This is a genomic window from Spirosoma endophyticum (assembly GCF_900112365.1).
Lineage (GTDB): Bacteria > Bacteroidota > Bacteroidia > Cytophagales > Spirosomataceae > Spirosoma > Spirosoma endophyticum.
Genome location: NZ_FOLQ01000019.1, coordinates 1 through 21704, shown reverse-complemented (window position 1 = coordinate 21704; position 21704 = coordinate 1). Strand labels below are relative to the sequence as shown.

The following is a 21704-nucleotide window of genomic DNA, read 5'->3' as shown; positions in this document are numbered from 1 at the left end:
AAAGTTATAGGACAGTAAGTCGTGCCCAAAGGCGTACGTAGCAGGAGATAGCGTTCCTGCTACGTACGCCTTTTTCTATGGCACGCTCATGGAGTTACTTGACGCTCCGAACTTACCTGATTGCGCGGTCAACCTTAACAATCTCCAGTTCGTCTTTCCTGAGGCAACAAATTTTGTCGCCGAACGATCGCTGGACGCAACCGGTGAGGAAAGTTTCCCGTATTGGGTGAAACGGCGATTTCACTGGCTACATTCTTATGCAAAAACTTTTCATCCTCTTCCTTTTTGTCGGGCTACAGGTGCAGGCCCAGGACACAACCTCCATCCAATCTTACGTTGACATCCCTGTTGAGCCCACATCTAACGATCAAATGGCGACTGGTTTGGTTGATTCACCGGTTGTTGAGCCATTGCTTCCTCATAAAATGCTCTTTACGCAACGGGTTTTCTGGGGACCTAACGGCTTGCTCAGAGCCATGAATGTTGCCCCGCTTACGGCAGAAGGCCGGGAGAAAGAGCTTAAGGTGCGTCGTTTTATGCTCATCTCGCACCAGGTAACAGGGTACGTAACGCTGGCCGGTTTTCTGATGCAGGGAATTCTGGAGGCTAGATTAAATAAGGCCACGGGTGCTACGTATGATCAGCTTTACAAGGCTCAGCAAACAACACTGGCTATCACCAACATCGCGTATGGCACGACCGCACTGCTTTCCCTAACTGCTCCCCCCAAACAATTCAGCGACCGAAAGGCATCTGGTGGTGGCTTGAAACTGCATAAATACTTAGCCATTATTCACCTGACAGGCTTTGTGGCGACCAATATATTGGCAGGGAAAGTTGCTCAGCATTCCGAACTCAGGCCTTATCGACAGGCTGCCACCTTTACGACTTTAGCAGCCTTTGCTCCGGCGCTTATTGCGCTTAAATTCTGAACTGTTTTTTAGTACGTAAGCCATAAGCCTACATGCCGGTAGTGAATTAGATTCTACCGGCTTATGGGATTATGGCTTACGAATTTGCTTTATTGTTCTTCTTTCTGGATGCTGGTCTCGGTGGTCGTTCAACATTTTGTCAAACTCCTCAATGAGTGGTTCTACATTTTGCAAATCACAATCAGAGGCCAGTGCCGAAATTGTTTTACTGGCTATCATTAATCTATCAGTTTCCTCAATCTGATAATCCGCTTTATCTCCTTTATAGTGAACGGCAAGAACTTCAATATCAGCGTTCTGCCAGACTTCACCCGTCAATACCAGTGACGTACTTTTATTTTTGACGCCAACCTGAACATGACGAGCTGGCCTGGATATGCCATTCCCGTTTTTTGCCAGAAAAGCCGCTTTTAGCTCATCAGGGTAATCACAGATCAGTTTAAATAACTTGTTGTCGTAGAAAAGCAGCAACAGATTCGTTGTCAACACGTCTGCTCCTTGGACCTTGTTTGATTTGAACGAACGTATATGCGTGCAGGGCAGTGTCAATGTCCCTTTAACGTAGGCTTGCTCCTGCTCCTGAAAATCAGTGCTGTTCAGCGAATCAGGTGTTGTCACCCCAATAACGTACCGGCCAAGTCCAACTAGTTGCGACTGAGGATAGCCAGACGCCGGTAGCACGAGAAAGACAAGTAGTAAAAACTTTATCGACTTTGTCTTCATAACAGCCTATTGGAAAATCGAAACTAGGAGATTAATTTTTCGCCTTATCAGCAAAAAACTATTTCCAAAGAACTGATTTTCAATAAATTATACTAATATTTAGATTTCCAATGTAAAGCTAGCACACAAATTATCTGTATCCATGACGATATGGCTTTTTATGGAAATGTGTAGTTTGAGGTGCTAGCTAACTACGTTCTCCCAAGTATAATTACCCGCGTCACTTTGCTGAATAATACCAGGCAAAAATATCAGTATTTAGACCTGGCCCAATCCGTAGAAGTCCTGTTTTCTGGAATAATTGGTCTCAGTAGGTTTGTATAGAGTTTCAACACAGTCTATTCCCTACCAGTAAAACCAGGAAACCATGATCAAGAAAACGCAACCTGCTACGTCCGAGAGGCATTCGGCTCCAGGTGTATCGTCCCTCGACAATGAGCTGTGTATGCTCGTCCCTCCCTCGCCTGAAGCACAGGAAAAAATTAAAAAGGAACTGGATAAACTTCAAAAGCGCGACAGCCCGTTTGCCGCCAACATTTCTTTTCGGCAGAATAATCCGGTTGGCCTCGACGATGGTCTGATCTTTCCCGGCACTCTCTTCCCATTAGGTACAACTGCCTCTATAGCCAGCAATGCCGCAGCAGACCGCGCTCCACTGCGGGGGGCGGTCCGTGTCGCAGTCGTATTAGTCAACTTTACGGATCGCGCAATTGCCCAGCCAGTCAGTCATTATACGGATCTTTTCTTCTCCCTGGGGGTTGTGCCTACGGGCAGCGTGCGTGAGTATTACCGCGAGGTGTCGAACAACGCCGTCGACATTCAGGGGCAGGTAATCGGTCCGGTTACGCTTTCCCATCCAATGTCGTATTACGCCCATGGGGCATCAGGTAGAGGCAACGCCCTGCCTAATGCCCGTACAATGGCGCAGGAAGCGGCTCAGTTGGCGAATCCACTCATTAATTTTGGCAGTTACGATAATGATGGAAACGGTTTCGTCGACGCATTCATTGTCATCCATGCCGGGCGTGGAGCCGAAGAAACAACGGCACTTACGGACATCTGGTCGCATAAGTGGGTGTTGCCCAGCGTCTTTGCGGCAGATGGGAAAAGTATCTACGCCTATTTGACCGTACCGGAAGATTGTAAATTAGGGGTGTGCGCTCACGAACTGGGGCATCTGCTGTTCGGCTTTCCTGACCTGTATGACACCGACGAAATAAACGCCAGCGAAGGTATCGGCAACTGGTGCCTCATGGCCGGTGGTAGCTGGAATGGCGGTGGCAACCGACCTGCTCATCCGTCAGCCTGGTGCAAGGTGCAGCAAGGGTGGGTGACGGTGGTGAATCAGACGGCCAATGGCCTGGTTAGCATTCCCGATGTAAAGTCCAGTTTTCGGGTGAACCGGCTCTGGAAAACGGGGGCAGCAGGCAGTGAATATTTTCTGGTTGAAAACCGCCAGAAAACCGGTTTTGATGACCATCTCCCCCAGGGTGGGTTGCTGATCTGGCATATCGATGATGCCGTGGCCAACAATACCAATGAGGCCCATTACAAGGTGGCGCTGATGCAGGCCGATGGCCTTCGCGACCTTGAGAAGTTGAATGGGTTTAACCGGGGCGATGGGGGTGATCCTTACCCTGGCACAACGAACAATCGATCCTTCACCAGCTCAAGTAATCCGAACTCAAATTCGTATGCGGGTTCGTCTACCTGTGTCGCCATTACGTCGATCAGCGATTCGGCAGCTACCATGTCGGCCCAGTTTCAGGTTCGCTGTAAAGTACTGGTCAAAGAAATAAAAGATAAAGACGTAGTGAAGGATAAGGAATTGGCCAAAGAGCGGAAAGAGTTGATAAAAGAGAAGGAGTTGGCCAAAGAGCATAAAGATCTGATATTCGAAAAACCTCAACCTGATAAGCAAATCAAGGAAAAGGATAAAGACAAAGACATCTTTGAAAAGCCAGGTGATGGGAAATTTAATGATGGAAAATTGGCTGATCAGGGAGGGGGAGGTTTTGGCTCAGGAGGTGGCACACCCGACGTACTGGGGCGCGTATCGGCGCTCGAAAGCCGGATGAACGCCCTGGAACCCTTTATCAGCCAGTCGTTACGACCAGACTTGATCAATGGAGCCTACCGGCAGGAAACCGACCAGTCGGCCGTTGATCCCGAACTGGATGCCGCCAGTAAACGCACGTTGGATTCGAAAGTCCCTGACACGCTCTAATTGAATTGGCTATATGTGGCCGGTGTGTTAGGCACTGGCTACGTAGGGCCAATTCATTGAACCATGCAGACACTCATCATTCTTGGTCAGAGCCAGGACACAATCGCCTTAGCGTTAACTAACTACATTCGGCAGCAGGGTCAGCTACGGGTTGATTTTGTTACCGACCTGGACCTGACTACGGCAACCGACTGGCAGATTTCGCTCTTTACGACAACATCCGCCTGGCGTATCAGCCTGGCGGACGGGCGGGTATTATCATCCGATACGGTCGATGCGGTTTATTCGCGGCTGTCGCATCTGCCATCAGCCGCTTTCAGTCAGCAGGCAGATACAGACTATGCCCAGGCGGAATGGCACGCTATGATAGCCGGATGGCTCCGTAACCTGGGACCATCGCTGGTTGGAGCGCTGTCGCCAACATCGCTGGCGACCAGTTCGGCTAACGCTTTACTACGTCTATACCAACTGGCGCAGGCAGGGCTACCAGTACCCAACCTGTCGGTATCAACAACGGAGCGATCCCGTTCTCAACAGGGCCTGATTGATAATCGAACGGGTCAGTGGCATCAGGAACCTCTTTCGACGCAGGCCAGCTCGGTGCTGGCAACGGGGAAAAAACTGACGGGTTTATTGGCGGACGTGTTCAGTCCCGCTCTTCATCAGTTACAGGCCGATCTCGGTTGCGACCTGCTTCAGGTCTATTTTATCCGTACCATTCAGGGCGACTGGAAGGCAACCGACTACCAGACACAGGTCGTACCGCACACAGCGGATGAATTATCGGCGCTGGCGATGTACCTCATGCACTACGTCAGGTCATTGGCCAACAGGAGCCAGATGCACACGTCTACCACCCTTTATGACCACGTCCTATGATTCTGATTGCGGGTATTGTTTCCGAAGATCCTACGGCGCAGGTTATTGAAAGCGCAGAAGCCTTGGGCCTTGACTTTGCCGTGTTCAATCAGCGCGACGCGGGCCAGTATGAATTACACACTACGGTAACGAACAATCGCCTGAAGGCTGATTTGTGCATCGCCGGGCAGTGGATCGACCTGATGGCACTCGATGGCATTTATGCACGCATGATGCCCCCTGAAACCTTCCCGGATACGTATGTCAATGGTACGCGTCATTCGCTCACCCCCGGCATGAAGCAGCGACGCTTCTTTATCAATACCGTATTTAGCCAGCTAACGGACCTTCTTCCTGTGCGGGTCATGAATCGGCCCGAAGCGATGGGGTCAAATTTTTCAAAACCCTATCAGCTCGCAGCGATCCGGGAGGTGGGCTTAGGGGTCCCGGCTACGTTGATAACCAATCAGCCAGCCGCCGTAAATGCGTTCGAAGACGGGCACGGTTCGCTGATTTTCAAGTCGATCAGTTCTACCCGATCAATCGTCAAAGTGCTCGACGCCACCTATCGAACCCGCCTGAACCACCTGTCGGTACTGCCTACCCAGTTTCAGGCCTGCCTGCAAGGGCACAACATTCGCGTACACGTAGTGAGCGATCAGCTTTTTGCAGCTCATATCAGCAGCACGAACGTCGATTATCGGTATGCCCATTCACAAGGAGGCCAAACAACGATGTATCCGATTGAGTTACCTGAACGAGTGCAAAAACAGTGTTTTGCCTTATCGAAACAACTCCATCTGCCCTTGTGTGGCATTGATCTTTTCCACACCGAATCAGATGAATACTTTTGTTTTGAGGTAAATCCGTCGCCTGGCTATACCTATTTTCAACATGAAGCCGGGTTACCAATTTCAGAGGCTATTGTCCGTTATCTTTCTACGGGTACCGCCCGGTAAATCCTATGCAAATCATCGAAAACTGGACGCTCGTCCGGGGTATTCTTAAGACCTTTTCCGCCGAAAGTGATACGGATAATTTCGGCGAATTATCCCTGTCGATTCAGCAAACAACGAGCCTTGAGGGCATTGCTGATTTAATTTCGCCCAAAGCACTTGACCAGGCCCGGGTCTATGTACCCAAAGCCGATCTGACTGGGACGACGGTCAGGCCGGGGCAGACGGTCGAGCTTATTCTGCACATTACCGCCAGCGGCCGACTCTATGCCCAGGCAGGTAGCCTCCGTGTTATTAACGCCTGACACATCAACGAATACCAGCCGTGTAAATCGTCGCCAATTCGAACCAGTACACACGTAAGTGCCGAACTAATCTGGTTAACTCCTGATGACTGGATGGCTTGGTGATGAAGGTGTTAGCCCCAAATCTGTAGGCCTGCTCTACATCATCCGGCTGACTGGATGTCGTCAGGATAATTACCGGAATATGACAATGACGGGGCGATTCTTTCAGATACTGAAGCACCCCGAAGCCGCTGACAAAGGGCATGTTCAGATCCAGCAAAATCAGATCAGGCAAAAAAAGGGGCGTTTGAATCATGGTCAGCACCTCATTGCCATCCGAAGCAATGTCCAGTATAAATTTTTCTGACTCCTGCTCAAAGGCGATTTTGATTAAGAACTGATCGTCTGGGTCATCATCGACGATGAGTACACGGTAGGTTTGTTCCATTGGGTTTACTAAAGAGGGGCTTCTGTTCACAATGATAGCATAAATTAGTGTCTTGTGGCTAGCTAATTATCAATGGCTGTTGACCTTTTTGACTAGTCAACAGGTCCATCTTTGGTACGTATAAACGCTTCCTGTAAAGCGTTCACAACCCGAATACAGTTGTTCACGCACATTGCGACGGGGTTGGTAGACAGCTCCTTTCTTATCGTTCAATCGACTACTACTTTTAAATACGAAGCCAGTTGATAAGCTACTGGTTCGCTGGTTAGTCGTTTCATTATTCAATCAAAACAAATGTTCACAACCTTCACTTCCTTTTCTTTCTCCCGCTCCAAGCGTATGGGCAGAATACGCCCGAAGACGACTTCCCTCCATCCAGGTTTATCACGGGCTAAGCAACTAGGATTCTTTGGTATCGGGCTGGTCGTCGCTGGATTAGTAACCGCCTGTACCGATCATCAGAATGTACCACGAGCAGCCGCAACGGTAAACCTGGTTAATAGCAGCGGTAGTATTGGTGTCGCGGAACTAAGCGAAGACAGTCAAGGCCTGGTTAGCCTGACGGTGACAGTAAGCGGCTTGCCCACAGGTACCCACGGTATCCACTTCCACGCCATAGGTTCAGCCCAGCCTACTGACTCGCCCGCCTTTAATTCGTCAGGAGCCCACTACAATCCCGCTTCCCATCAACACGGCCTGAACAATCCGTTAGGCACACACGCTGGTGATCTACCCAACCTGATTGTCGATAGTCAGGGAAAAGGGACGTTGATAACGACCACGAACCGTATTACGTTGTCAGATGGTCCCATGACGCTCTTTGATAGTGATGGGTCATCATTAATTATTCATGCCAACGCTGACGATCAGGTAACCGACCCGACCGGAAACAGCGGTGGCCGGATTGCCGGTGGTGTCGTGGTCCGAAAATAGAGCCTGTACCACCTGATTATTCCGACCCAAAATCATAATTGCCGATCTGAGTGTTCCTCGTTCACAAGGATCAGCTATTGGGGACGATAGCCGGGCAAAATTGCGGAGGATAAAGAAGCGATCCGTCAGGCGCTACTCATGTGAGTACAAGCGACTGCGCCATTAGAAAAGTTATGTACTTTACATAAAGTAGGCAGTAAAAGCCCGGCACTCTCAGCGCCGGGCTTTTACTGCCTACTTTATCCTTTCGTCTGCTCGTCCTATTGGCTTTTGTTTAGTATTTTGGCTGCGGTTTCCTCTCTCCTACTAACCATGGTTCGGCTACTTATTTTACTGATTCTCTACACATTAACTTTTCATGACAGTTTAGCTCAGGCTGTTTTTCGCATCGATTCGCTGCCCTCAACGGGTTTACTATTAACCCAAAACTGGAAATGGCACGCGGGCGATTCACCTGGCTGGGCTAGCCCCGGTTTCGATGATCGACGCTGGTCATCCGTAGACCCCAGCCAGGAAATCAACCAGTTGCCCCAGCTTCAACAGGCAGGTATGGGCTGGCTTCGGCTGCACATCAATATTGATTCTGCGTTAGCCAACACCGTAATCAGTATGCTCATTGATCAACAGGTAGCCTCCCAGGTTTATCTGAATGGGCGACTCATGGGCGACTTTGGTAACGTGAACGCGAATTCTAACCTGGTAAAAGCCTACAACCCATCAGGCGCTACGTCGACTTCGGGGCAACGTATCTATTTTCAATCTGGCGCTCAGTCCAACCAGGTACTGGCGGTGCGCTTCGCCGTACAACCCGGGATTCAGTACCGGAAATTCTGGGGTCGACCGAATCCATTTCTCCTGATCAGACTCACCGCGGCCGATCAACGTAGTGGCTATGAAGAGGGCGGCATTCTGGATGCCGGGCTGCTTAATTATTTCAAGGCTGGCCTGTTTTTTATCCTGACCCTATTACATCTGCTCTTTTACTCCTGGTATCCTGCCCAGAAAGTTAACCTATGGTTTGGTCTCTACTGTCTTTGTGCCACCGCATCTCTTCTATTACTGCCTTTCACGTTTCAACAGGTTCACAGCGTACCCTTTCGAGCGAACGCTGCCGTTGGCCAGTGGGCGCTTTTCTTTGGCGGACAACTCACCTTTCTGCTGGCGGTGTACAGTGAATTTGAGAAACAGAAAGGGTTTATTTTCTATTCCGCCCTCGTCGCTTTCAGTAGTTTTCTGCTGGTGTACACCTTCGTCGTCGATCTGCCCGTTTATGCCGCGATGCTGGTCGCCCTGCCAACGAATGTGGAGTATATTCGGCTTTTGCTGGTGGCGGGTCGAAAACGGGGGAAAGAGTACCGGATACTGGCGATAGGCGCTCCAGCCATTGTTGTCTGCAGCATCTTGTTTATAGTGATCCCATTTCTGGAGATCGACTCACACACAAAATCCATATTGAATCAGGTATTCTATAATCTCGGCGTGCTAAGTTTACCCGTCTGCATGACCTTATTTTTGGCGAGCAAGTTCGCTCAAACGAACAGGTCATTAGCAGAAAAATTGGTACAGATAGAAGCACTGTCGGCCCAGACGCTGGCTCAGGAGCAGGAAAAACAACAACTCCTGGCCAGCCATAACGTAAGCCTGGAAAAAGAGGTATCGGCGCGAACCGCCTTGCTTAGTCAGTCGCTGGCTGAATTGAAAAATACGCAGGTACAGCTTGTTCAGAAAGAGAAAATGGCCAGCCTGGGTGAGCTTACGGCGGGCATCGCCCATGAGATTCAGAACCCCCTGAACTTTGTCAACAACTTCTCCCAATTGAGCGTGGAGCTGGTCGAAGATCTGACGGAAGAGCGCCAGAAGAGTCAGCGGGATACCGACTTGGAAAACGAGTTACTTACGGATCTCAGCGCCAATTTGGCCAAGATCAATCATCACGGTAGCCGAGCATCGGGCATCGTAAAAAGCATGCTGGAACACTCACGCATGAGCACGGGCGAGAAGCAACTTACAGACCTAAACGTACTGACGGATGAGTACCTGCGGCTATCCTACCACGGGCTGAGGGCTAAAGACAAAACCTTTAATTGTGCCTTAGACACGCAGTTTGAGCCATCTCTGAATAAACTGGAGGTTATTCCTCAGGATTTGGGTCGGGTATTACTCAATCTATTTAACAACGCCTTTCATGCCGTGGGCGAACGCCAGAAGCAGGGCGAATCAGGCTATCAGCCTACCATCGCCGTAAAGACCAGTCAACAGGAAGGCCAGGTCCAGATTCAGATTCGGGATAATGGCATTGGCATTCCCGAAGCGGTGTTAGCCAAGATTTTTCAGCCTTTTTTCACGACCAAACCTACCGGCGAAGGCACCGGATTAGGGCTATCGCTAAGCTACGACATTATCACCAAGGGACATGGTGGTTCATTACTGGTGAAGAGTCAGCAAGGGATAGGCACCGAATTTATCATTGAACTGCCTACTACTAAGGTTGGATCGGTGTTATAAGCGCTGGAATCTCCTTACTCTTAAGCCAAAGCCCCGCGAATCACTTAGTGAGGCTTTAGCTTGATTTTTTATGCATTTGGCCATCCTATTGACGTTAATAACGTAGAAAAGCATCCAATTCCCCAAAAATCGAGTTAATAGACAAAGTACAATTCAGCGTATACCCATGAAATTATCAGTGAATCGAAACTCCTTTTGGGCGATCTGGCTGCTTTTCCTGCTGCCAGGGGCAAAAGCCGATCTGCCAGCCGACCAGATTCTGGGACGGTGGCTATTTCCCTCGAAAGGGTCCAGCGTCGATATCTACCGGATAGGCAATCAGTATTTCGCCCGCGTGGCTGAAGTAGATAAGGCCGGGGAGAAAAATTATGGATTGATAAAAGATAAAGTCCTGATTCGCAACCTCACCTTCGATGGAGAAGTTTGGTCGGACGGAGATTTAGTGCATCCCAAAACGGGCATGACCCTCAGTGTTGAGGTGCATCTGAGTAGCCCGCATACGATAACCGTAACGGTTTATAAAGGAATTAAACTGCTTCACAAAAAATTCATTATGACCCGACAAATCAGTTAATTGTTTTGGCTTGGCCAGTCTACCCTGATTATTTATATACTTCCCAGCGGTCGGCTCCAGTAAACGTACCTCCTCTTAAAAGTCTACAGCCCTGTTAGTTTCCCTCTTTGAAAGTAAACTTCACATATAAATATTTGATTATCAGTAAAATGCAGTAAAATTTGACTTTTCAGAGTAAAAATAGTACACAAATTATGTGTAAACCTTATTAAAAGGTTCTTATCCTTCCGGTAAATACCACTCAATTACCAACAGCAAATACATTGACGTTTTTCTGGAATTATATAGTATAAGGTACCGACAAATCTGGGCATTATTTTGGGATGTGTAGTTGGTGGCAAGTGGCAAAAGCCTATATAGGGGGTTTGCCACCTTGCCAGTATTGAAATGGGGCTAAAAAACTATTTGTTTCCGGCTTCACTTTCACCACTTTTTAACGTTAAGCATGCCGCATAGTATGTGGTATTATTCCCGGCTATCTGTTTTTTGTTGCCAACCCTTTCGCTTTAATAGTGTTTAATACCTGTCTTACAAAATTGTCCAGGGAGCCCAAGTCTTGTCAATTCCCATTCAAAAACACTTCCAACTGCTATCCATGACTAATTACCTACACTGCCCAAAGTGTGATTCCAAAGAGGTGTCTGCACAAAAACCTAGCCTCACCTATGACGACACGGGGGAAAGCAGTCAGATAGCAGATGGGGGACTAATTAAAATGGATGGAGATGTATACTGCTTAAATTGCGGATATAGCTGGAACCCCAAGGAGCAGATCCTTCAGTCGCTGGATGTTCAGGAGCAGGCCGATGCGCTCAACTTTGGCAAACGCAAAGAAAGGTTTTACACTAAGTTTGAGGCTGGCAATTTTCGTCTGGCCAGACGGCTTCTTCCTAAGGAAGCCAGACTCATCTTAAAACGAGACGGATTGAGAGCTGCCTATGTCTACCTCAAATCCTTGGATACCGTCATTGATGATTTTAAGCGTACGTTTTGGTTGGCGGGCATTACGGTCACCTTGTTGATCGTGGGTATGCTCGCCTATACGTGCCGTTGAGAACTCAAGCAGGTTTACAGCGCAGACTAGCCGACTAATGGAGAGACCATATCCGATGAGCAGGAAAGCTTCAAAATTGCCTTTTATCACCTGATCTACGAGATTGCCGAACAAACGCAGGACTAACTTCTTGGCAAAAAAGCACAGTCCTCTACTCCAGGGTATGATTAGATAGTGTTACAATCGGTGACCGCCCGGTCAGGACTGCTTGCAGGGCCTTTTTAGCGGGCTGAAGGCGACGGCGGGCAATGGGCAATTTTTCGCCCGATTCCAATGTAACAAAGCCATGAGCGGTATCAAGCTGGGTGACTGACCGTACAAAGCTGGGGTTGATCAGATAATGTTTATGAATGCGGATAAAGTGGAGTAATCGCTTGGCATAGCGAACCAGGGGATTTGGATAGAGTTGCGTTCCTCCCGTTTTCAGGTGCAACCTAGAATAACTGCCATAACCCGATATATACACGATGAGTACATCATCAGCAGACGTTAGTTTGAGGGGCGATAATCGGAGCTTTTTCATCAGGTAGTTAGCGTGCTTATCAACCAGATGGGCCATCCTAAGTTTCAGATAATCAGCTAGCGGTACCAATGCGTCCAATTATCCTGAAACGCCCATGTTGCTTCGCTACCTTTGTCCACTTCTAAATCAATGATGATTCTCTTGCCGAAAACAAAAAAAAGTCGACTTCATCGACCTTTTGGAATCCCTAATTTTATCACACTAATAGTCACAACGGTTTGTAGTCATTTTCACTTATTTATGCAGTAAATAGGCATTATGATTAAAGAAGTGAGTTCAGTAATTAACGGATTCTCCTAAGCTTTGGTGACTACCTGTTAAAAAGAAGACTACTTTTATTACCAGTAGCAAACTAAGCGTTCCGGCTGCCCCGTGGAAGGTAATCGTAGTACTGCCGGTAGGATCGGACGATGTGAACCGGATTAACGCGCAAACGCAGGTTATTACGGTCTGGATGCCGAATACAAATGCAACGGGTGAGGGAGCGTGGGGAAGCTACCGGGGCAGTGTGGATGAAATAGAGAAACAAACTGGGTACGACTTATTGTCGAACGTGCCGGAGAGTGTGCAACGAATGATTAAAGCGAAGCCGGATGCAGCTAATCTTTAATTATTGCAAACACTACAACGACGCCGGATTTCAAACCGTTGTAGGTTGTGCGTTCCAGGCTACGCAGGTGAAACGCTTGCTAGATCAGGTGATGATCAACCGGACAGGTGAATTGAGGAGTTTTATTTTTTTGCAGTCTCAACTTAGTGGCCTATCAAGTAAATACATTTGTAACAAAAGGGCATGTTTCAAGTTGGTTGAGTAAACTAGACAGATCGAATTTTTTTTGTCTTTTAGGGGTATGAGACTTTTTTATCTACTCGTTGTGTATGCGCTGATGATTGCGGGTTGTCAACGGCCTTCCGTCGACGATCCGACACCGGTGACTCCACCGCAGGTCCCAGAACCACCACTGGTCGACATCCAATACAAGAATGATAGTCTCTACATTGACTCTCAGCTCATTTATACCCGGACCACAACGACCGATGTACGGTTTTCCTGCCGATTCGGTATCACCAACCCTGCCTTTGCCCGTAAACATATCCGGGAGTATGGGTTTTGTCTGTCGGCTACGGATTCGGTATTGTCGATAAAAAACCCACAACAGCTTCGACTCAAAGCAACCTTCGACAGTGTAAATTATCAGTTTGAAGCCATCACGCAAGATCTGATTCCAGCGAAAGATTATTATATTGAGCCGTATTTCATTATGCAGGATGGCCGGGTTTACTACGGCCGGTATTTGGCCACTCCCCGCTTGCAGACACCCAGTTGGGTACCACGACCCTCGATGAATGCCATTACCCGGTTTCGAATTAACCAAGTCGAAAAATCAATCTATTCGCCCATTACGCTTGTCAATCGCACAACTGTACCAATAACAACCCTGAATTACGATTTTTATTCGTTCATCTGTAACGAAAACCTGTATGTTCTTGACCGGAATGGCAATCTGTTTCAATATGATGCTTCTAAGAATAAGTGGTTACCCCGGCAGCAGCTCACTATCGAACCCTCAGGCAGTTTTAATGGCTGGCCCGCTCTGGTATTTGGGGTAAATAACAAAGGCTATGTGCTGTACTCAGATGCATTAGTCCCAAACCCTACCTTTCACTGGGAGTATAATCCTAATGTAGATCAATGGACTAAGCTGGACACGCCGAATAAGCCGGTTCTTGCCCCTTACAATTATACTTATCAAACGGGTAATCAGGTATTTTAGAGGATACGTATCAAAAACGAATGGTTCGCTTCGATGCGCTTCAGAAAGCTGTTCAAACGGTTGCGTTACCGAATTTAACCAATTATCTAATTACTAATCAACCACTTCTTACGATTTCCGGTAACGCTTATGCCTATTTTGGTAATTATGATGAAAACGGAAATGGGAAGCTCTATTCTGCCAGATACGACTTAGCTACCGATACGTTTGGCCAATCAAGCCTTATTTCTGACAGGCAAAGTGATCTGAGTCCCGCACTAGTTGGATCAGTGGGCAATGATTTGTTGTTCGGCCTGGGAAATACGCTTAAATTTATTCCAACGTCGAGAATCTATACACAAATCGTTACGACAAACGACGATCTGATCCGGTACTCGACGGACGCCAATCAACTTACGGCTCGATATGACCTCTCGGCGATTCGATCGGGGAACAGCAATACCGTAAACTGGGTCAATTACAAATCATTTACCCTAAATGGGCGGGTATATGTCATCGATCGATCTACCAGTAAACTGTGGGAGTTAACGTTTTAATAGCTTTCGCTATCACCGTGGGAGTTGATCTGGTCTCAACGTAGGAATTTTGACTATAACCTGCTGTCGAATATCCCAGAAGATGTGCAGCAGGTAATTCAAACGAAGACAGATGTATAGCTACGGTTTTTTGTTTGTCAATGTCACAAAAACGTTGTAACTCGTTCAACTAAATCCATAAATCTCAAAAACATGGATACTCAGAAAATTGACAAACCAACGGTTGCCGAACACTATGGCATTGAGTACAGCGGTAGTCTGATCGGTCAGATAGGCCGCATCGCCTTGCTGATCTTCACTACACTATTCGCGGGCCTGTTCATCGGACCCCTACGGAACAAGCGCAAGTAGATTCGCTAGTGTTAGTACGCTTCAACCACAGGAACCTTTACCCTGAAATTAGTCCGGGACTAATTAATGAGATGGTCTTGAGCCAGATAGACATAAATATGGAAGCAAATCATCAAGAAATTGAAGCAGAAAAGACGGTTTTAAGACAGGTAATTTCTTCGTACGATAAGTCAGTAGCTGACTTAACAGATTTACTTCCAGGTTTAGAGAAAATGAATAATGCCTTAGATGCTGATGGGAATTTTATTACGAACGTAAAGGAATCGATTGGCTATTTAAGTAATCAGCGAAAGCAAATGTATGATTACTTAAATAGCTTATAATGGCAAACGGTCCTGTAATTGAGTAACCAAACTTAGCCTAAACCGCACCTATATGATTGACGCATTTATGAATTGGATTGGCAAAGGTGAGCTATCCGGCTGTACAGCGGACGAATTGGCCATGCACTTGCGTCATACGGATTATTTCATGGTGGGCATTGGCATCTGCTTAGCCTTGCTATGGGTGCAATATAAAGAGGTGATCAAGCAGGATTATAAATAAAACCAATGGAAAATCAGGACGATCCCGAAAATAGGCACAATGACACGTTACTCGGCTTGATTTTGCGCATTGTGGGCTTTGGCATTAGCCTGGCCGCATTGTACTGGTTTATGCTAACGTATATGGTTCGTCGATAGAGCCCCAAAATGGCATTGGAAAGTACCTCAAAATATATCTAACCCGTAAGGGGGAAGAATTGGTAGGAATGATAAATACTGAGTCCTAAAAGTCAAACAAACATGATTGACGATCTACTAAACTTGATCGAGAAAGGAAAGGTTAACAGCTATACTCCCGAAGAACTGGCGATGCATACTCGTTTCACGCATTATTATGCTATAGGTATTGTTGTATGCCTGGCCCTGCTGATCATTCAGAGTTGGATGGATAGCGATAGGCAGAGATTTTAAAAAAAGACCCTGATTAGTAAGGGGAAGGATTGGTTAAAAAGTAAAACGTTCTGTAACAAAGTCATAACTTCAAGAAAAGCGATCTTATCAGAGGGGAATATGTTTATAGACTGATGGGGAAATTAATAATTGAAAAAAGATACGTTAATGATAAAAAGAGTTAGTTGGGTAGACTCACCCTTTCTGTAAAATCCTTTTTGAGTATAGTTATTTCAATTCTTATAGGTTCTGCCTATTCATGGTTTTGGCCTGAAGTAAAATTAAATCCACTTGAATCCATTGATCCCAAAAATCCTTTTTATAATATTTTTCAAATTGTAAATACTACTATAATTCCGATCTATTCAGTACGGCCTGAATTCATAATTGATGCACTACGTACAGCAGCCGGGGGCGGAATAACAAATATTGCCACAATGCCTACTGAGGAAATTATCTCAAATATAGGCACGCATGATATTTATCCATTTTATTATAATCTTAATCATACTATTGCAGCTTTTGGACAACAAAACGTTGTGAAGTTAACGATAGCTATTCAAATTCAATACCACTATTTAGGCATCAATTGTAGCGATTCCTTTTATTACCAATGCATACAAAAGAAAAATGGAGAATGGAGTTGGTATGCAAAATCATGGCCTGATGATATACCCAAACCTGTTCGAGAATACGGATTTTATTGGTGGCAACAATTAGGTAAGGAGCTCTATTAAAATTATCATAACTTAATTTACGCCCAAACCGCTTCCATCGCATCATTGACATCCGACTGTAGCAACTCCACCAGATAAATCTCTGTCGTTGAAAACTTGCTCTAACTAAATTACTTCCAGTATATCGTCCCACTAGTTTGTACACCTGGGCGATAAATGATCTGTTCTTGTGTCATAGTCATTTTTATTAGTTGTTGAGTTCCTAAATTGATTATGGTGTGGGTTTATCGGCCAATTTCTTTACATCGTTAGTATTGACCAGTTTCGATGTCTGGCGTTTATCCCCATCGGGCTGAACTTTGAGTTTGCCCGATGACATCTAGGCAATCACGGTTGCCTTGTACAATTTACGGGTAATGCCATTTTTGAGGGGTGTGACGATCACCCGGTCACCTGGCGCAATGACTCGGTTCATAACGGTGTCAACTTAAACTTACTTTACTTCCAATATATCGTCCCAACGCGTTGTATACCTAGGTGACAAATAGTTCTGCTTCATCGGCCACTCAGGATTGTGTTGCTGACTTACCAGCCGCAGCTTGTCATGACCATATCCCTTATTGACTTTGTCCGTTGCAGCGGAGACTTTGATGGTCCCGTACCGCGCAGGGTGCTTAGTGCCGTCCGTTTTTTAATTAGACCCCGCTGCGGTTTTATAAGCTTATATAAACGCTTTTATCTCCCCTTTTCGTTATATAGGTAAAAAACATCTTTAAATAATACAGTCATGAACATCGAAACTCACAATCCCATTCCAACTCTTACCCCAGGGGACATCCAGCACTATGTTGCTACGCATGAGTTTAACGAGATTGGCGACCAGGAGTGGTTTCGGCTCATCCCCCACGGCGAGGACCTGTTCCGAACACCCGAGTATGGTTTCTTATCCGGCAGAGAGTTAACCACAGGCGATATAGTATGGATAGCGGTCGGGCTTAATAAAGGCTACCAGGCAAGACTCTATGCCGCTGAACCCATCTCAGCCCCAAGTCTTATCCCACTGCAACAGTAACTGATAGGTAATCAGTGGATACTATAAATGGTAGCAGGCCTGATAGTCTAACCAGACCTGCTACCATTTACACTTACCCTTTCTCAAGCTTGCGAATCCGTTTATGATTACCGCCAGATTTGGATGCACTGGCCTCTCCTTAAACAAAAGACCCGGATCAAATATGTCCGGGTCTACTCTTTGATCACTTTAAGCCCTCATCGATGGGGGTATTCGCCAGTCTGCGTTTTCATCCGGTTAGCCGACTGCCAATCCAACTAAAACAGCCAGGCGACCATGTCTACTTTTCCGCGTTCGAGTCGCTGCCACTCCGGCTCCCGCTGTGACCCGAATGCCCATGACCACCAGCCCGATTCGTTTCAACAGATCCGGTGGCGTCATGTTGGTCTTCAGTACTTTGCTTGCTTTTGTGTTTGCCCCGCGCTGTTTTACCCTGCGCTTCGTCGGGCAAATTAGTGTCTAATTCGTACTTCTTGGTGTCGTCGGCCGTATCGCGAACAGTTGGTTGAGTGGCTCCCTTGCTCATAGTCTTTGTTTATCTAGTTAGTGGGGGAACAACTTCGGCAAACCTTCGATTGTTCACGAATAAGCGATTCTGCTCCCTTTGTCAATAACGCCCCCTGCCTGACTTCACTCGGTGAGTCTACAAAACGATTAAGGAATGAATCACCTACTCTTAACATTCCCCCACGAGTGTGGTTATGCGCAACAGGACGATATCGGGATCATCTTTGCCCTCGAAGGCCAGTGTTGAAGGTATAGGTTTTATTATAGCCACGCCATCCCACCCAGGTTGATCATTTTCGGGACCTTTATAGCTAGTTTCTTATTTATAACTGCCGTTCACCAGCAGATTGCCGTCCTCGGTGACCGAGTAGCTTTCAACATCTTTGTATTCCTTCACCTCATAAACTTCCTCAGGCTGAAGGTCATACTTTTTTTTGAACGTTTCCTCCGCCTGCTGCCGGGTTTGATTGACAAAAACGGCAACGTATTGATACGGTTCTTTCTGGTAGACAATCAGCGTTACCGGGCTAGGACTAGGTAAATAGGCTGCGGTTTGATTTTGCATGGTTATTATTTTAAGTAAGGTATTTAGTTTGCAAACCAGCCATCATAACCCTTTGTTTGGTCGGTCATCATGCCGTGGCAGCTTATGAGATTACGGCAATAAATTGTGGTTTTTTGGCAAATCCATTTGTAGGGCGGCATATATCGCACTGGCCGCTTAGCTGAAATCAAACGGATTTGCCAAAATTCAACCAGGGTAATGTACGCGTTCCATCTTCTATCGTGACCAATAGCGCCAACAAGCTATCCTACTAGAAAGCAGGGGATTTGTCTGGTGCATGTCATGACTGACTTCCGTACAACTTATATACCCAGGCTTCTAAAAATGGGTGGGGAAAGGGGGTTATAGTGAGGCTTAATATAACATTTTGACGGCGAAACACTTAACGAAAAATCACCTCTACTACACCAACCAGCGCGGAATACGGTCGGCTTCTCAAGGAGAAATAAGCCGAATTCGCCAAGCTAAATATTGCCGAAAATCCGGCCGTGGTCCGCCAGAAAGTGGCCGATATGCTGCGGCTTCTGAACGAGCATCATGCGGCTATAAAATGCCTTGAATGGGATAATGATCCCACTATAAAAATTCAGGCATTACTGGATCAAGCGTTCGCGGGAGATATGGGGCATGTTGAACCGTTTCAGAAGGTGAAGGACTGGGTAGCTAAATGGGTGGTATAACGAATGAGCTGCCATCCCATGCCACCCGGCAAAATGCCTGTTCAGCTACTTACTGAAGCCGCTACCGCATTTGCCTTATTAAAGTCAAATGCCAGCAAGCAAACGGTTACCAATGCCTACCTGGATTACCGCTAGGCGTTATAGGATGCGATGATCGGCGATATTAACCCGGTTCTGTACAACGTGTCCTGGAAGGTTGTAAAACGATTCGCTGATGTAGAAATCGCAGCGATTCAGCAACTACCAGAGGGATTAGAGGAATACGCCAAAGCACTGGAGCATTTGCAACACCTAATCAAGGAAAGCTATACCTATGTTCCCTGGGGTTGAAATAAAAAAAGCCCAGCATGGCCAGGCTCTGTTTGGGGACGGTACAAATTCTTTATAATTTTTGATCGTGTATCGCCCGGTTAAGTATGTCCAGTATATCTGCTAAATTTTGGCTACCGACGATAACACTGGACTTTTCGGCGATATAGCCCCACGGATACTGCTTGAGTTTCATCCCGCTTAGAACCTCAACTTGTAAGTCTGGTTTAACAGGTTTGCTTTCCATAGTATAGATAAAACAAACCGGATATAGGTTTGTCTATTTTCTCAACAAATAGCCCTACGCTGGGGACGGGTGTCAAGGTAACAAAGCAAGCTAGGAAATCTCACGTTTTTCCAGCCAGGCCTTAACCAGCCTGCGCACTTTCTCATTGTCAGGATGCTCCTGGCGTTCATCGCCCAGGACGCGCATGAAGATGATACTCAGGCATATCTGTATAACTGAATCCATTTTGATTCGGTGGCATGGTATTGTCTCGAAGCCACTGCTTTAGCTCTTCCATGATTGACGTTATTTAATTTGAAGTAAAAGCCGAGACCGGAAGATTCTACGTTATTAATAAAAAAGCCCCTAGTTCTTGTAAATCAGGCGCAATGATAAAAGAAGCAGGCGAATTAGGTACGGTTATGCATTCCAAACGAAGTAACCGCTACATCGGGCCGTACCGAATGTGATTGCTTACCGTATCAATCCGTCCGTACAGGCAGCCCTTTTAGACTAAATAATATAGGGCAGATCAGTCAGCAAGTAGGTCCATATTGATCCTCCTCTTTTACATCATATCCTACGGCCAGGAAGTGAGTTAACTCGCCTTGATCATCCCGTAAAGGCTCAATCCGGAGATGAAATAAATAATCTTCGCCACTCTCCCGATAGTTGACTAACTTAGCTTCGACCTCCTGAGCTTGATCCAACTGCCTGCGAATCAAACCTATCGTAATCGGATCAGTTCCCGGCCCCTGCAAAAGCTTAGGCGTTTTTCCTACTACATCAATGGGCTGATAACCCGTCAAGCTTAAAAAGCTACGGCTTGCCCAAAGAATGGTTTTCTTCGGGTTGGTTAACAGTAAGATGCAACCGCTTCGTAGTGCCTGGTGATACTGCTGACGCTGTTGGCTGCTTAGGAACCAGGCAAATGAGGTACTGAGTTGGTCAAAAAGCAGTTCTTCATCGGGTTGAAATTGGCGGTACTGGCCCTTAAGTTGTTTAAAAAAGGTAGGGGTTAAGCCCGTGACTTTTTTGAACTGGGTGGATAAATGGGCTACGCTACTATAGTTGAGCTGATAGGCTATTTGACTAAGACTCAGCTCATCATAGATCAGTAGTTCCTTCACTTGTTCGATTCGTTGACCAATAATGTAGTGCTCAATGGTAGTGCCCGTAACCTGACAAAACAGATTGGCTAGGTAGGTATAATCGTAATGTAGTTTTTCGCTGATGTAGGCTGAGTTTTTGGTTTTAGGTAGTTGCTCGGTTTCTAACATGGCATGAATGACGTTTTTAATTTGTTCAATCAACTGGGCCTTTTTATCGTCCATCAGTTCAAGGCCTGCTTGCAGTAAAGCGATTTTAAAATGGTCACGTTGCTCGGCGGTAATGGGCGCTTTCAGCTCCACTTTCCCCAAACTAACTTCGCTTTTGGGCAGTCCTAGTTGCTCTACTAGGGCTTGCACAATCATCTTGCAGCGCCGGGTGACCATGTATTTGATGTAGAGTATCATTTTTTTTATTTAAGGAAGGATGGATGAGTTGAGTACTTGTTAATAGTTCACGCCAGCTTATTGGCCTAACCAGAGTCGTGAGGCTTGAACTGTAGCTATTTTTTTAATAGCCATTAAATTATGAGGCCTAATCTGAGAATAGACAAACTTCAGAAAATAAAGCATATAATTAAACTATTTTAGGTATATGTTTAATTATATGATGATAAGTAGTCCGTGAGAAATAGTTTGCATTATTTTCTAACTTGCCCTCATGGGACGAGTAAATACTCCGGTTCTAACCGATATCCAACGTGCCGATTTAGAACGTGAATTAAAAACCAATGATAGCCATAGCTTTCGGATGCGTTGCCAAGCCATCCTACTCAAAGCGGCTGGCCGTAAATCGAAAGATGTTGCCCAGATTGTGGGCATGTGCCATGTGAGTGTTAATAGCTGGCTGAAACGCTTTAAAACCGATGGACTCGCAGGACTACAAACCAAACCAGGACGGGGACGTAAACCCTTGCTGGATAAAGTAGCCGACAAAGATGC

30 protein-coding genes are annotated in these 21704 nt (G+C 46.5%); 22 read left to right on the top strand and 8 right to left on the bottom strand.

Annotated elements, in window-relative coordinates:
• The first annotated feature begins 257 nt into the window (after nt 1–257).
• Nucleotides 258–932 carry a hypothetical protein gene (locus BM202_RS28600; protein WP_093832669.1) on the top strand — a complete coding sequence of 225 codons (675 nt, stop codon included), beginning with the start codon at nt 258–260 and terminating at the stop codon, nt 930–932.
• 69 nt (nt 933–1001) lie between these two features.
• Here the strand turns inward: BM202_RS28600 and BM202_RS28595 are convergent, their stop codons facing one another.
• Nucleotides 1002–1655 (bottom strand): hypothetical protein, encoded by a 654-nt coding sequence (locus tag BM202_RS28595; RefSeq protein ID WP_093832668.1) that lies wholly within the window; start codon nt 1653–1655, stop codon nt 1002–1004.
• Between the two features lie 367 nt (nt 1656–2022).
• Here BM202_RS28595 and BM202_RS28590 point away from each other — a divergent pair, with 367 nt between their 5' ends.
• From BM202_RS28590 to BM202_RS28575, 4 genes are all read left to right on the top strand, one after another.
• Complete coding sequence (locus BM202_RS28590; RefSeq protein ID WP_093832666.1) at nt 2023–3882, top strand: M6 family metalloprotease domain-containing protein; 1860 nt, start codon at nt 2023–2025, stop codon at nt 3880–3882.
• Nucleotides 3883–3945: 63 nt separating this feature from the next.
• On the top strand, nt 3946–4761 hold the full coding sequence (locus BM202_RS28585; protein ID WP_093832664.1) for a hypothetical protein: 816 nt from the start codon (nt 3946–3948) through the stop codon (nt 4759–4761).
• Entirely contained in the window at nt 4758–5699 is a 942-nt protein-coding gene (locus BM202_RS28580) for an ATP-grasp domain-containing protein (protein ID WP_093832662.1), read from the top strand. Before BM202_RS28585 ends, BM202_RS28580 begins: the two co-directional genes overlap by 4 nt.
• A 5-nt stretch (nt 5700–5704) precedes the next feature.
• Complete coding sequence (locus BM202_RS28575; RefSeq protein WP_093832660.1) at nt 5705–6001, top strand: hypothetical protein; 297 nt, start codon at nt 5705–5707, stop codon at nt 5999–6001.
• 4 nt (nt 6002–6005) lie between these two features.
• Here the strand turns inward: BM202_RS28575 and BM202_RS28570 are convergent, their stop codons facing one another.
• Entirely contained in the window at nt 6006–6431 is a 426-nt protein-coding gene (locus BM202_RS28570) for a response regulator (protein WP_093832658.1), read from the bottom strand.
• 339 nt (nt 6432–6770) lie between these two features.
• On the opposite strand from BM202_RS28570, the gene BM202_RS28565 reads away from it, so the two are divergent.
• From BM202_RS28565 to BM202_RS28550, 4 genes are all read left to right on the top strand, one after another.
• Complete coding sequence (locus BM202_RS28565; protein ID WP_177236712.1) at nt 6771–7364, top strand: superoxide dismutase family protein; 594 nt, start codon at nt 6771–6773, stop codon at nt 7362–7364.
• Between the two features lie 312 nt (nt 7365–7676).
• On the top strand, nt 7677–9869 hold the full coding sequence (locus tag BM202_RS38405; protein ID WP_245776822.1) for an ATP-binding protein: 2193 nt from the start codon (nt 7677–7679) through the stop codon (nt 9867–9869).
• 166 nt (nt 9870–10035) lie between these two features.
• Nucleotides 10036–10443: a DUF2147 domain-containing protein gene (locus BM202_RS28555; RefSeq protein WP_093832654.1), complete on the top strand. Its 408-nt coding sequence runs from the start codon at nt 10036–10038 to the stop codon at nt 10441–10443.
• A gap of 595 nt (nt 10444–11038) precedes the next feature.
• Nucleotides 11039–11497, top strand: a complete 459-nt coding sequence (locus BM202_RS28550; RefSeq protein WP_093832652.1) for a hypothetical protein — start codon at nt 11039–11041, stop codon at nt 11495–11497.
• A gap of 151 nt (nt 11498–11648) precedes the next feature.
• Here BM202_RS28550 and BM202_RS28545 read toward each other — a convergent pair whose 3' ends face one another.
• Entirely contained in the window at nt 11649–12020 is a 372-nt protein-coding gene (locus tag BM202_RS28545; RefSeq protein WP_177236711.1) for a LytTR family DNA-binding domain-containing protein, read from the bottom strand.
• 337 nt (nt 12021–12357) lie between these two features.
• Between BM202_RS28545 and BM202_RS28540 the strand changes: the two genes are divergently transcribed.
• From BM202_RS28540 to BM202_RS28515, 8 genes are all read left to right on the top strand, one after another.
• Entirely contained in the window at nt 12358–12630 is a 273-nt protein-coding gene (locus BM202_RS28540; RefSeq protein ID WP_093832648.1) for a DNA/RNA non-specific endonuclease, read from the top strand.
• A 241-nt stretch (nt 12631–12871) separates the two neighbouring features.
• A complete protein-coding gene (locus BM202_RS28530) occupies nt 12872–13795 on the top strand; it encodes a Kelch repeat-containing protein (protein ID WP_093832644.1) in 924 nt (307 codons plus the stop codon).
• Nucleotides 13796–13815: 20 nt separating this feature from the next.
• Entirely contained in the window at nt 13816–14331 is a 516-nt protein-coding gene (locus BM202_RS28525) for a hypothetical protein (protein ID WP_093832642.1), read from the top strand.
• Between the two features lie 192 nt (nt 14332–14523).
• Nucleotides 14524–14682, top strand: coding sequence for a hypothetical protein (locus tag BM202_RS37465; RefSeq protein ID WP_177236710.1), 159 nt, complete (start codon nt 14524–14526; stop codon nt 14680–14682).
• Nucleotides 14683–14780: 98 nt separating this feature from the next.
• Entirely contained in the window at nt 14781–15005 is a 225-nt protein-coding gene (locus BM202_RS28520; protein WP_143100777.1) for a hypothetical protein, read from the top strand.
• Nucleotides 15006–15057: 52 nt separating this feature from the next.
• Nucleotides 15058–15228, top strand: coding sequence for a hypothetical protein (locus BM202_RS37460; protein ID WP_177236709.1), 171 nt, complete (start codon nt 15058–15060; stop codon nt 15226–15228).
• Nucleotides 15229–15233: 5 nt separating this feature from the next.
• Entirely contained in the window at nt 15234–15365 is a 132-nt protein-coding gene (locus BM202_RS38805; protein WP_262507717.1) for a hypothetical protein, read from the top strand.
• Between the two features lie 470 nt (nt 15366–15835).
• On the top strand, nt 15836–16354 hold the full coding sequence (locus tag BM202_RS28515; RefSeq protein WP_093832638.1) for a hypothetical protein: 519 nt from the start codon (nt 15836–15838) through the stop codon (nt 16352–16354).
• A gap of 433 nt (nt 16355–16787) precedes the next feature.
• Here the strand turns inward: BM202_RS28515 and BM202_RS38800 are convergent, their stop codons facing one another.
• Nucleotides 16788–16946 (bottom strand): DUF4113 domain-containing protein, encoded by a 159-nt coding sequence (locus BM202_RS38800; protein ID WP_093832835.1) that lies wholly within the window; start codon nt 16944–16946, stop codon nt 16788–16790.
• A 135-nt stretch (nt 16947–17081) separates the two neighbouring features.
• Here BM202_RS38800 and BM202_RS28500 point away from each other — a divergent pair, with 135 nt between their 5' ends.
• A complete protein-coding gene (locus BM202_RS28500; RefSeq protein ID WP_093832636.1) occupies nt 17082–17366 on the top strand; it encodes a hypothetical protein in 285 nt (94 codons plus the stop codon).
• A 280-nt stretch (nt 17367–17646) separates the two neighbouring features.
• On the opposite strand, the gene BM202_RS28495 is transcribed toward BM202_RS28500, so the two are convergent.
• Together BM202_RS28495 and BM202_RS28490 are read right to left on the bottom strand one after the other, a co-directional pair.
• Complete coding sequence (locus BM202_RS28495; protein ID WP_093832634.1) at nt 17647–17892, bottom strand: hypothetical protein; 246 nt, start codon at nt 17890–17892, stop codon at nt 17647–17649.
• Nucleotides 17893–18192: 300 nt separating this feature from the next.
• Entirely contained in the window at nt 18193–18438 is a 246-nt protein-coding gene (locus BM202_RS28490; RefSeq protein ID WP_093832632.1) for a hypothetical protein, read from the bottom strand.
• A 488-nt stretch (nt 18439–18926) separates the two neighbouring features.
• Here BM202_RS28490 and BM202_RS36800 point away from each other — a divergent pair, with 488 nt between their 5' ends.
• The 3 genes from BM202_RS36800 to BM202_RS37455 are packed head-to-tail and all read left to right on the top strand — an operon-like array spanning nt 18927 to nt 19448.
• Complete coding sequence (locus BM202_RS36800) at nt 18927–19118, top strand: hypothetical protein (protein WP_143100776.1); 192 nt, start codon at nt 18927–18929, stop codon at nt 19116–19118.
• A 3-nt stretch (nt 19119–19121) separates the two neighbouring features.
• Nucleotides 19122–19253, top strand: a complete 132-nt coding sequence (locus BM202_RS38795; RefSeq protein WP_262507716.1) for a hypothetical protein — start codon at nt 19122–19124, stop codon at nt 19251–19253.
• A gap of 15 nt (nt 19254–19268) precedes the next feature.
• Entirely contained in the window at nt 19269–19448 is a 180-nt protein-coding gene (locus BM202_RS37455; RefSeq protein WP_093832630.1) for a hypothetical protein, read from the top strand.
• Nucleotides 19449–19764: 316 nt separating this feature from the next.
• On the opposite strand, the gene BM202_RS38790 is transcribed toward BM202_RS37455, so the two are convergent.
• Nucleotides 19765–19899 carry a hypothetical protein gene (locus tag BM202_RS38790; RefSeq protein ID WP_262507715.1) on the bottom strand — a complete coding sequence of 45 codons (135 nt, stop codon included), beginning with the start codon at nt 19897–19899 and terminating at the stop codon, nt 19765–19767.
• A 290-nt stretch (nt 19900–20189) separates the two neighbouring features.
• The gene (locus BM202_RS38935; protein ID WP_177236708.1) at nt 20190–21170 is read right to left on the bottom strand and encodes a helix-turn-helix domain-containing protein; all 981 of its coding nucleotides are present in this window, start codon (nt 21168–21170) and stop codon (nt 20190–20192) included.
• 253 nt (nt 21171–21423) lie between these two features.
• Between BM202_RS38935 and BM202_RS28475 the strand changes: the two genes are divergently transcribed.
• Nucleotides 21424–21704 (top strand): helix-turn-helix domain-containing protein (locus BM202_RS28475; protein WP_143100632.1); only part of this gene is annotated, 281 nt, incomplete at its 3' end.

Excerpts from the sequence above, each read along its gene's own strand:
- BM202_RS37465 (WP_177236710.1), top strand. The coding sequence starts at position 14,524 with ATGGATACTCAGAAAATTGACAAACCAACGGTTGCCGAACACTATGGC.
- BM202_RS28490 (WP_093832632.1), bottom strand. The coding sequence starts at position 18,438 with ATGCAAAATCAAACCGCAGCCTATTTACCTAGTCCTAGCCCGGTAACG.
- BM202_RS28545 (WP_177236711.1), bottom strand. The coding sequence starts at position 12,020 with ATGAAAAAGCTCCGATTATCGCCCCTCAAACTAACGTCTGCTGATGAT.
- BM202_RS28585 (WP_093832664.1), top strand. The coding sequence starts at position 3,946 with ATGCAGACACTCATCATTCTTGGTCAGAGCCAGGACACAATCGCCTTA.
- BM202_RS37460 (WP_177236709.1), top strand. The coding sequence starts at position 15,058 with ATGATTGACGCATTTATGAATTGGATTGGCAAAGGTGAGCTATCCGGC.
- BM202_RS37455 (WP_093832630.1), top strand. The coding sequence starts at position 19,269 with ATGATCGGCGATATTAACCCGGTTCTGTACAACGTGTCCTGGAAGGTT.
- BM202_RS38805 (WP_262507717.1), top strand. The coding sequence starts at position 15,234 with ATGGAAAATCAGGACGATCCCGAAAATAGGCACAATGACACGTTACTC.
- BM202_RS38405 (WP_245776822.1), top strand. The coding sequence starts at position 7,677 with ATGGTTCGGCTACTTATTTTACTGATTCTCTACACATTAACTTTTCAT.
- BM202_RS28500 (WP_093832636.1), top strand. The coding sequence starts at position 17,082 with ATGAACATCGAAACTCACAATCCCATTCCAACTCTTACCCCAGGGGAC.
- BM202_RS28600 (WP_093832669.1), top strand. The coding sequence starts at position 258 with ATGCAAAAACTTTTCATCCTCTTCCTTTTTGTCGGGCTACAGGTGCAG.
- BM202_RS28555 (WP_093832654.1), top strand. The coding sequence starts at position 10,036 with ATGAAATTATCAGTGAATCGAAACTCCTTTTGGGCGATCTGGCTGCTT.
- BM202_RS38790 (WP_262507715.1), bottom strand. The coding sequence starts at position 19,899 with ATGGATTCAGTTATACAGATATGCCTGAGTATCATCTTCATGCGCGTC.
- BM202_RS28525 (WP_093832642.1), top strand. The coding sequence starts at position 13,816 with ATGGTTCGCTTCGATGCGCTTCAGAAAGCTGTTCAAACGGTTGCGTTA.
- BM202_RS28530 (WP_093832644.1), top strand. The coding sequence starts at position 12,872 with ATGAGACTTTTTTATCTACTCGTTGTGTATGCGCTGATGATTGCGGGT.
- BM202_RS38795 (WP_262507716.1), top strand. The coding sequence starts at position 19,122 with ATGAGCTGCCATCCCATGCCACCCGGCAAAATGCCTGTTCAGCTACTT.
- BM202_RS28575 (WP_093832660.1), top strand. The coding sequence starts at position 5,705 with ATGCAAATCATCGAAAACTGGACGCTCGTCCGGGGTATTCTTAAGACC.
- BM202_RS28580 (WP_093832662.1), top strand. The coding sequence starts at position 4,758 with ATGATTCTGATTGCGGGTATTGTTTCCGAAGATCCTACGGCGCAGGTT.
- BM202_RS28595 (WP_093832668.1), bottom strand. The coding sequence starts at position 1,655 with ATGAAGACAAAGTCGATAAAGTTTTTACTACTTGTCTTTCTCGTGCTA.
- BM202_RS28520 (WP_143100777.1), top strand. The coding sequence starts at position 14,781 with ATGGAAGCAAATCATCAAGAAATTGAAGCAGAAAAGACGGTTTTAAGA.
- BM202_RS28495 (WP_093832634.1), bottom strand. The coding sequence starts at position 17,892 with ATGAGCAAGGGAGCCACTCAACCAACTGTTCGCGATACGGCCGACGAC.
- BM202_RS28565 (WP_177236712.1), top strand. The coding sequence starts at position 6,771 with ATGGGCAGAATACGCCCGAAGACGACTTCCCTCCATCCAGGTTTATCA.
- BM202_RS28570 (WP_093832658.1), bottom strand. The coding sequence starts at position 6,431 with ATGGAACAAACCTACCGTGTACTCATCGTCGATGATGACCCAGACGAT.
- BM202_RS28590 (WP_093832666.1), top strand. The coding sequence starts at position 2,023 with ATGATCAAGAAAACGCAACCTGCTACGTCCGAGAGGCATTCGGCTCCA.
- BM202_RS28550 (WP_093832652.1), top strand. The coding sequence starts at position 11,039 with ATGACTAATTACCTACACTGCCCAAAGTGTGATTCCAAAGAGGTGTCT.
- BM202_RS38935 (WP_177236708.1), bottom strand. The coding sequence starts at position 21,170 with ATGATACTCTACATCAAATACATGGTCACCCGGCGCTGCAAGATGATT.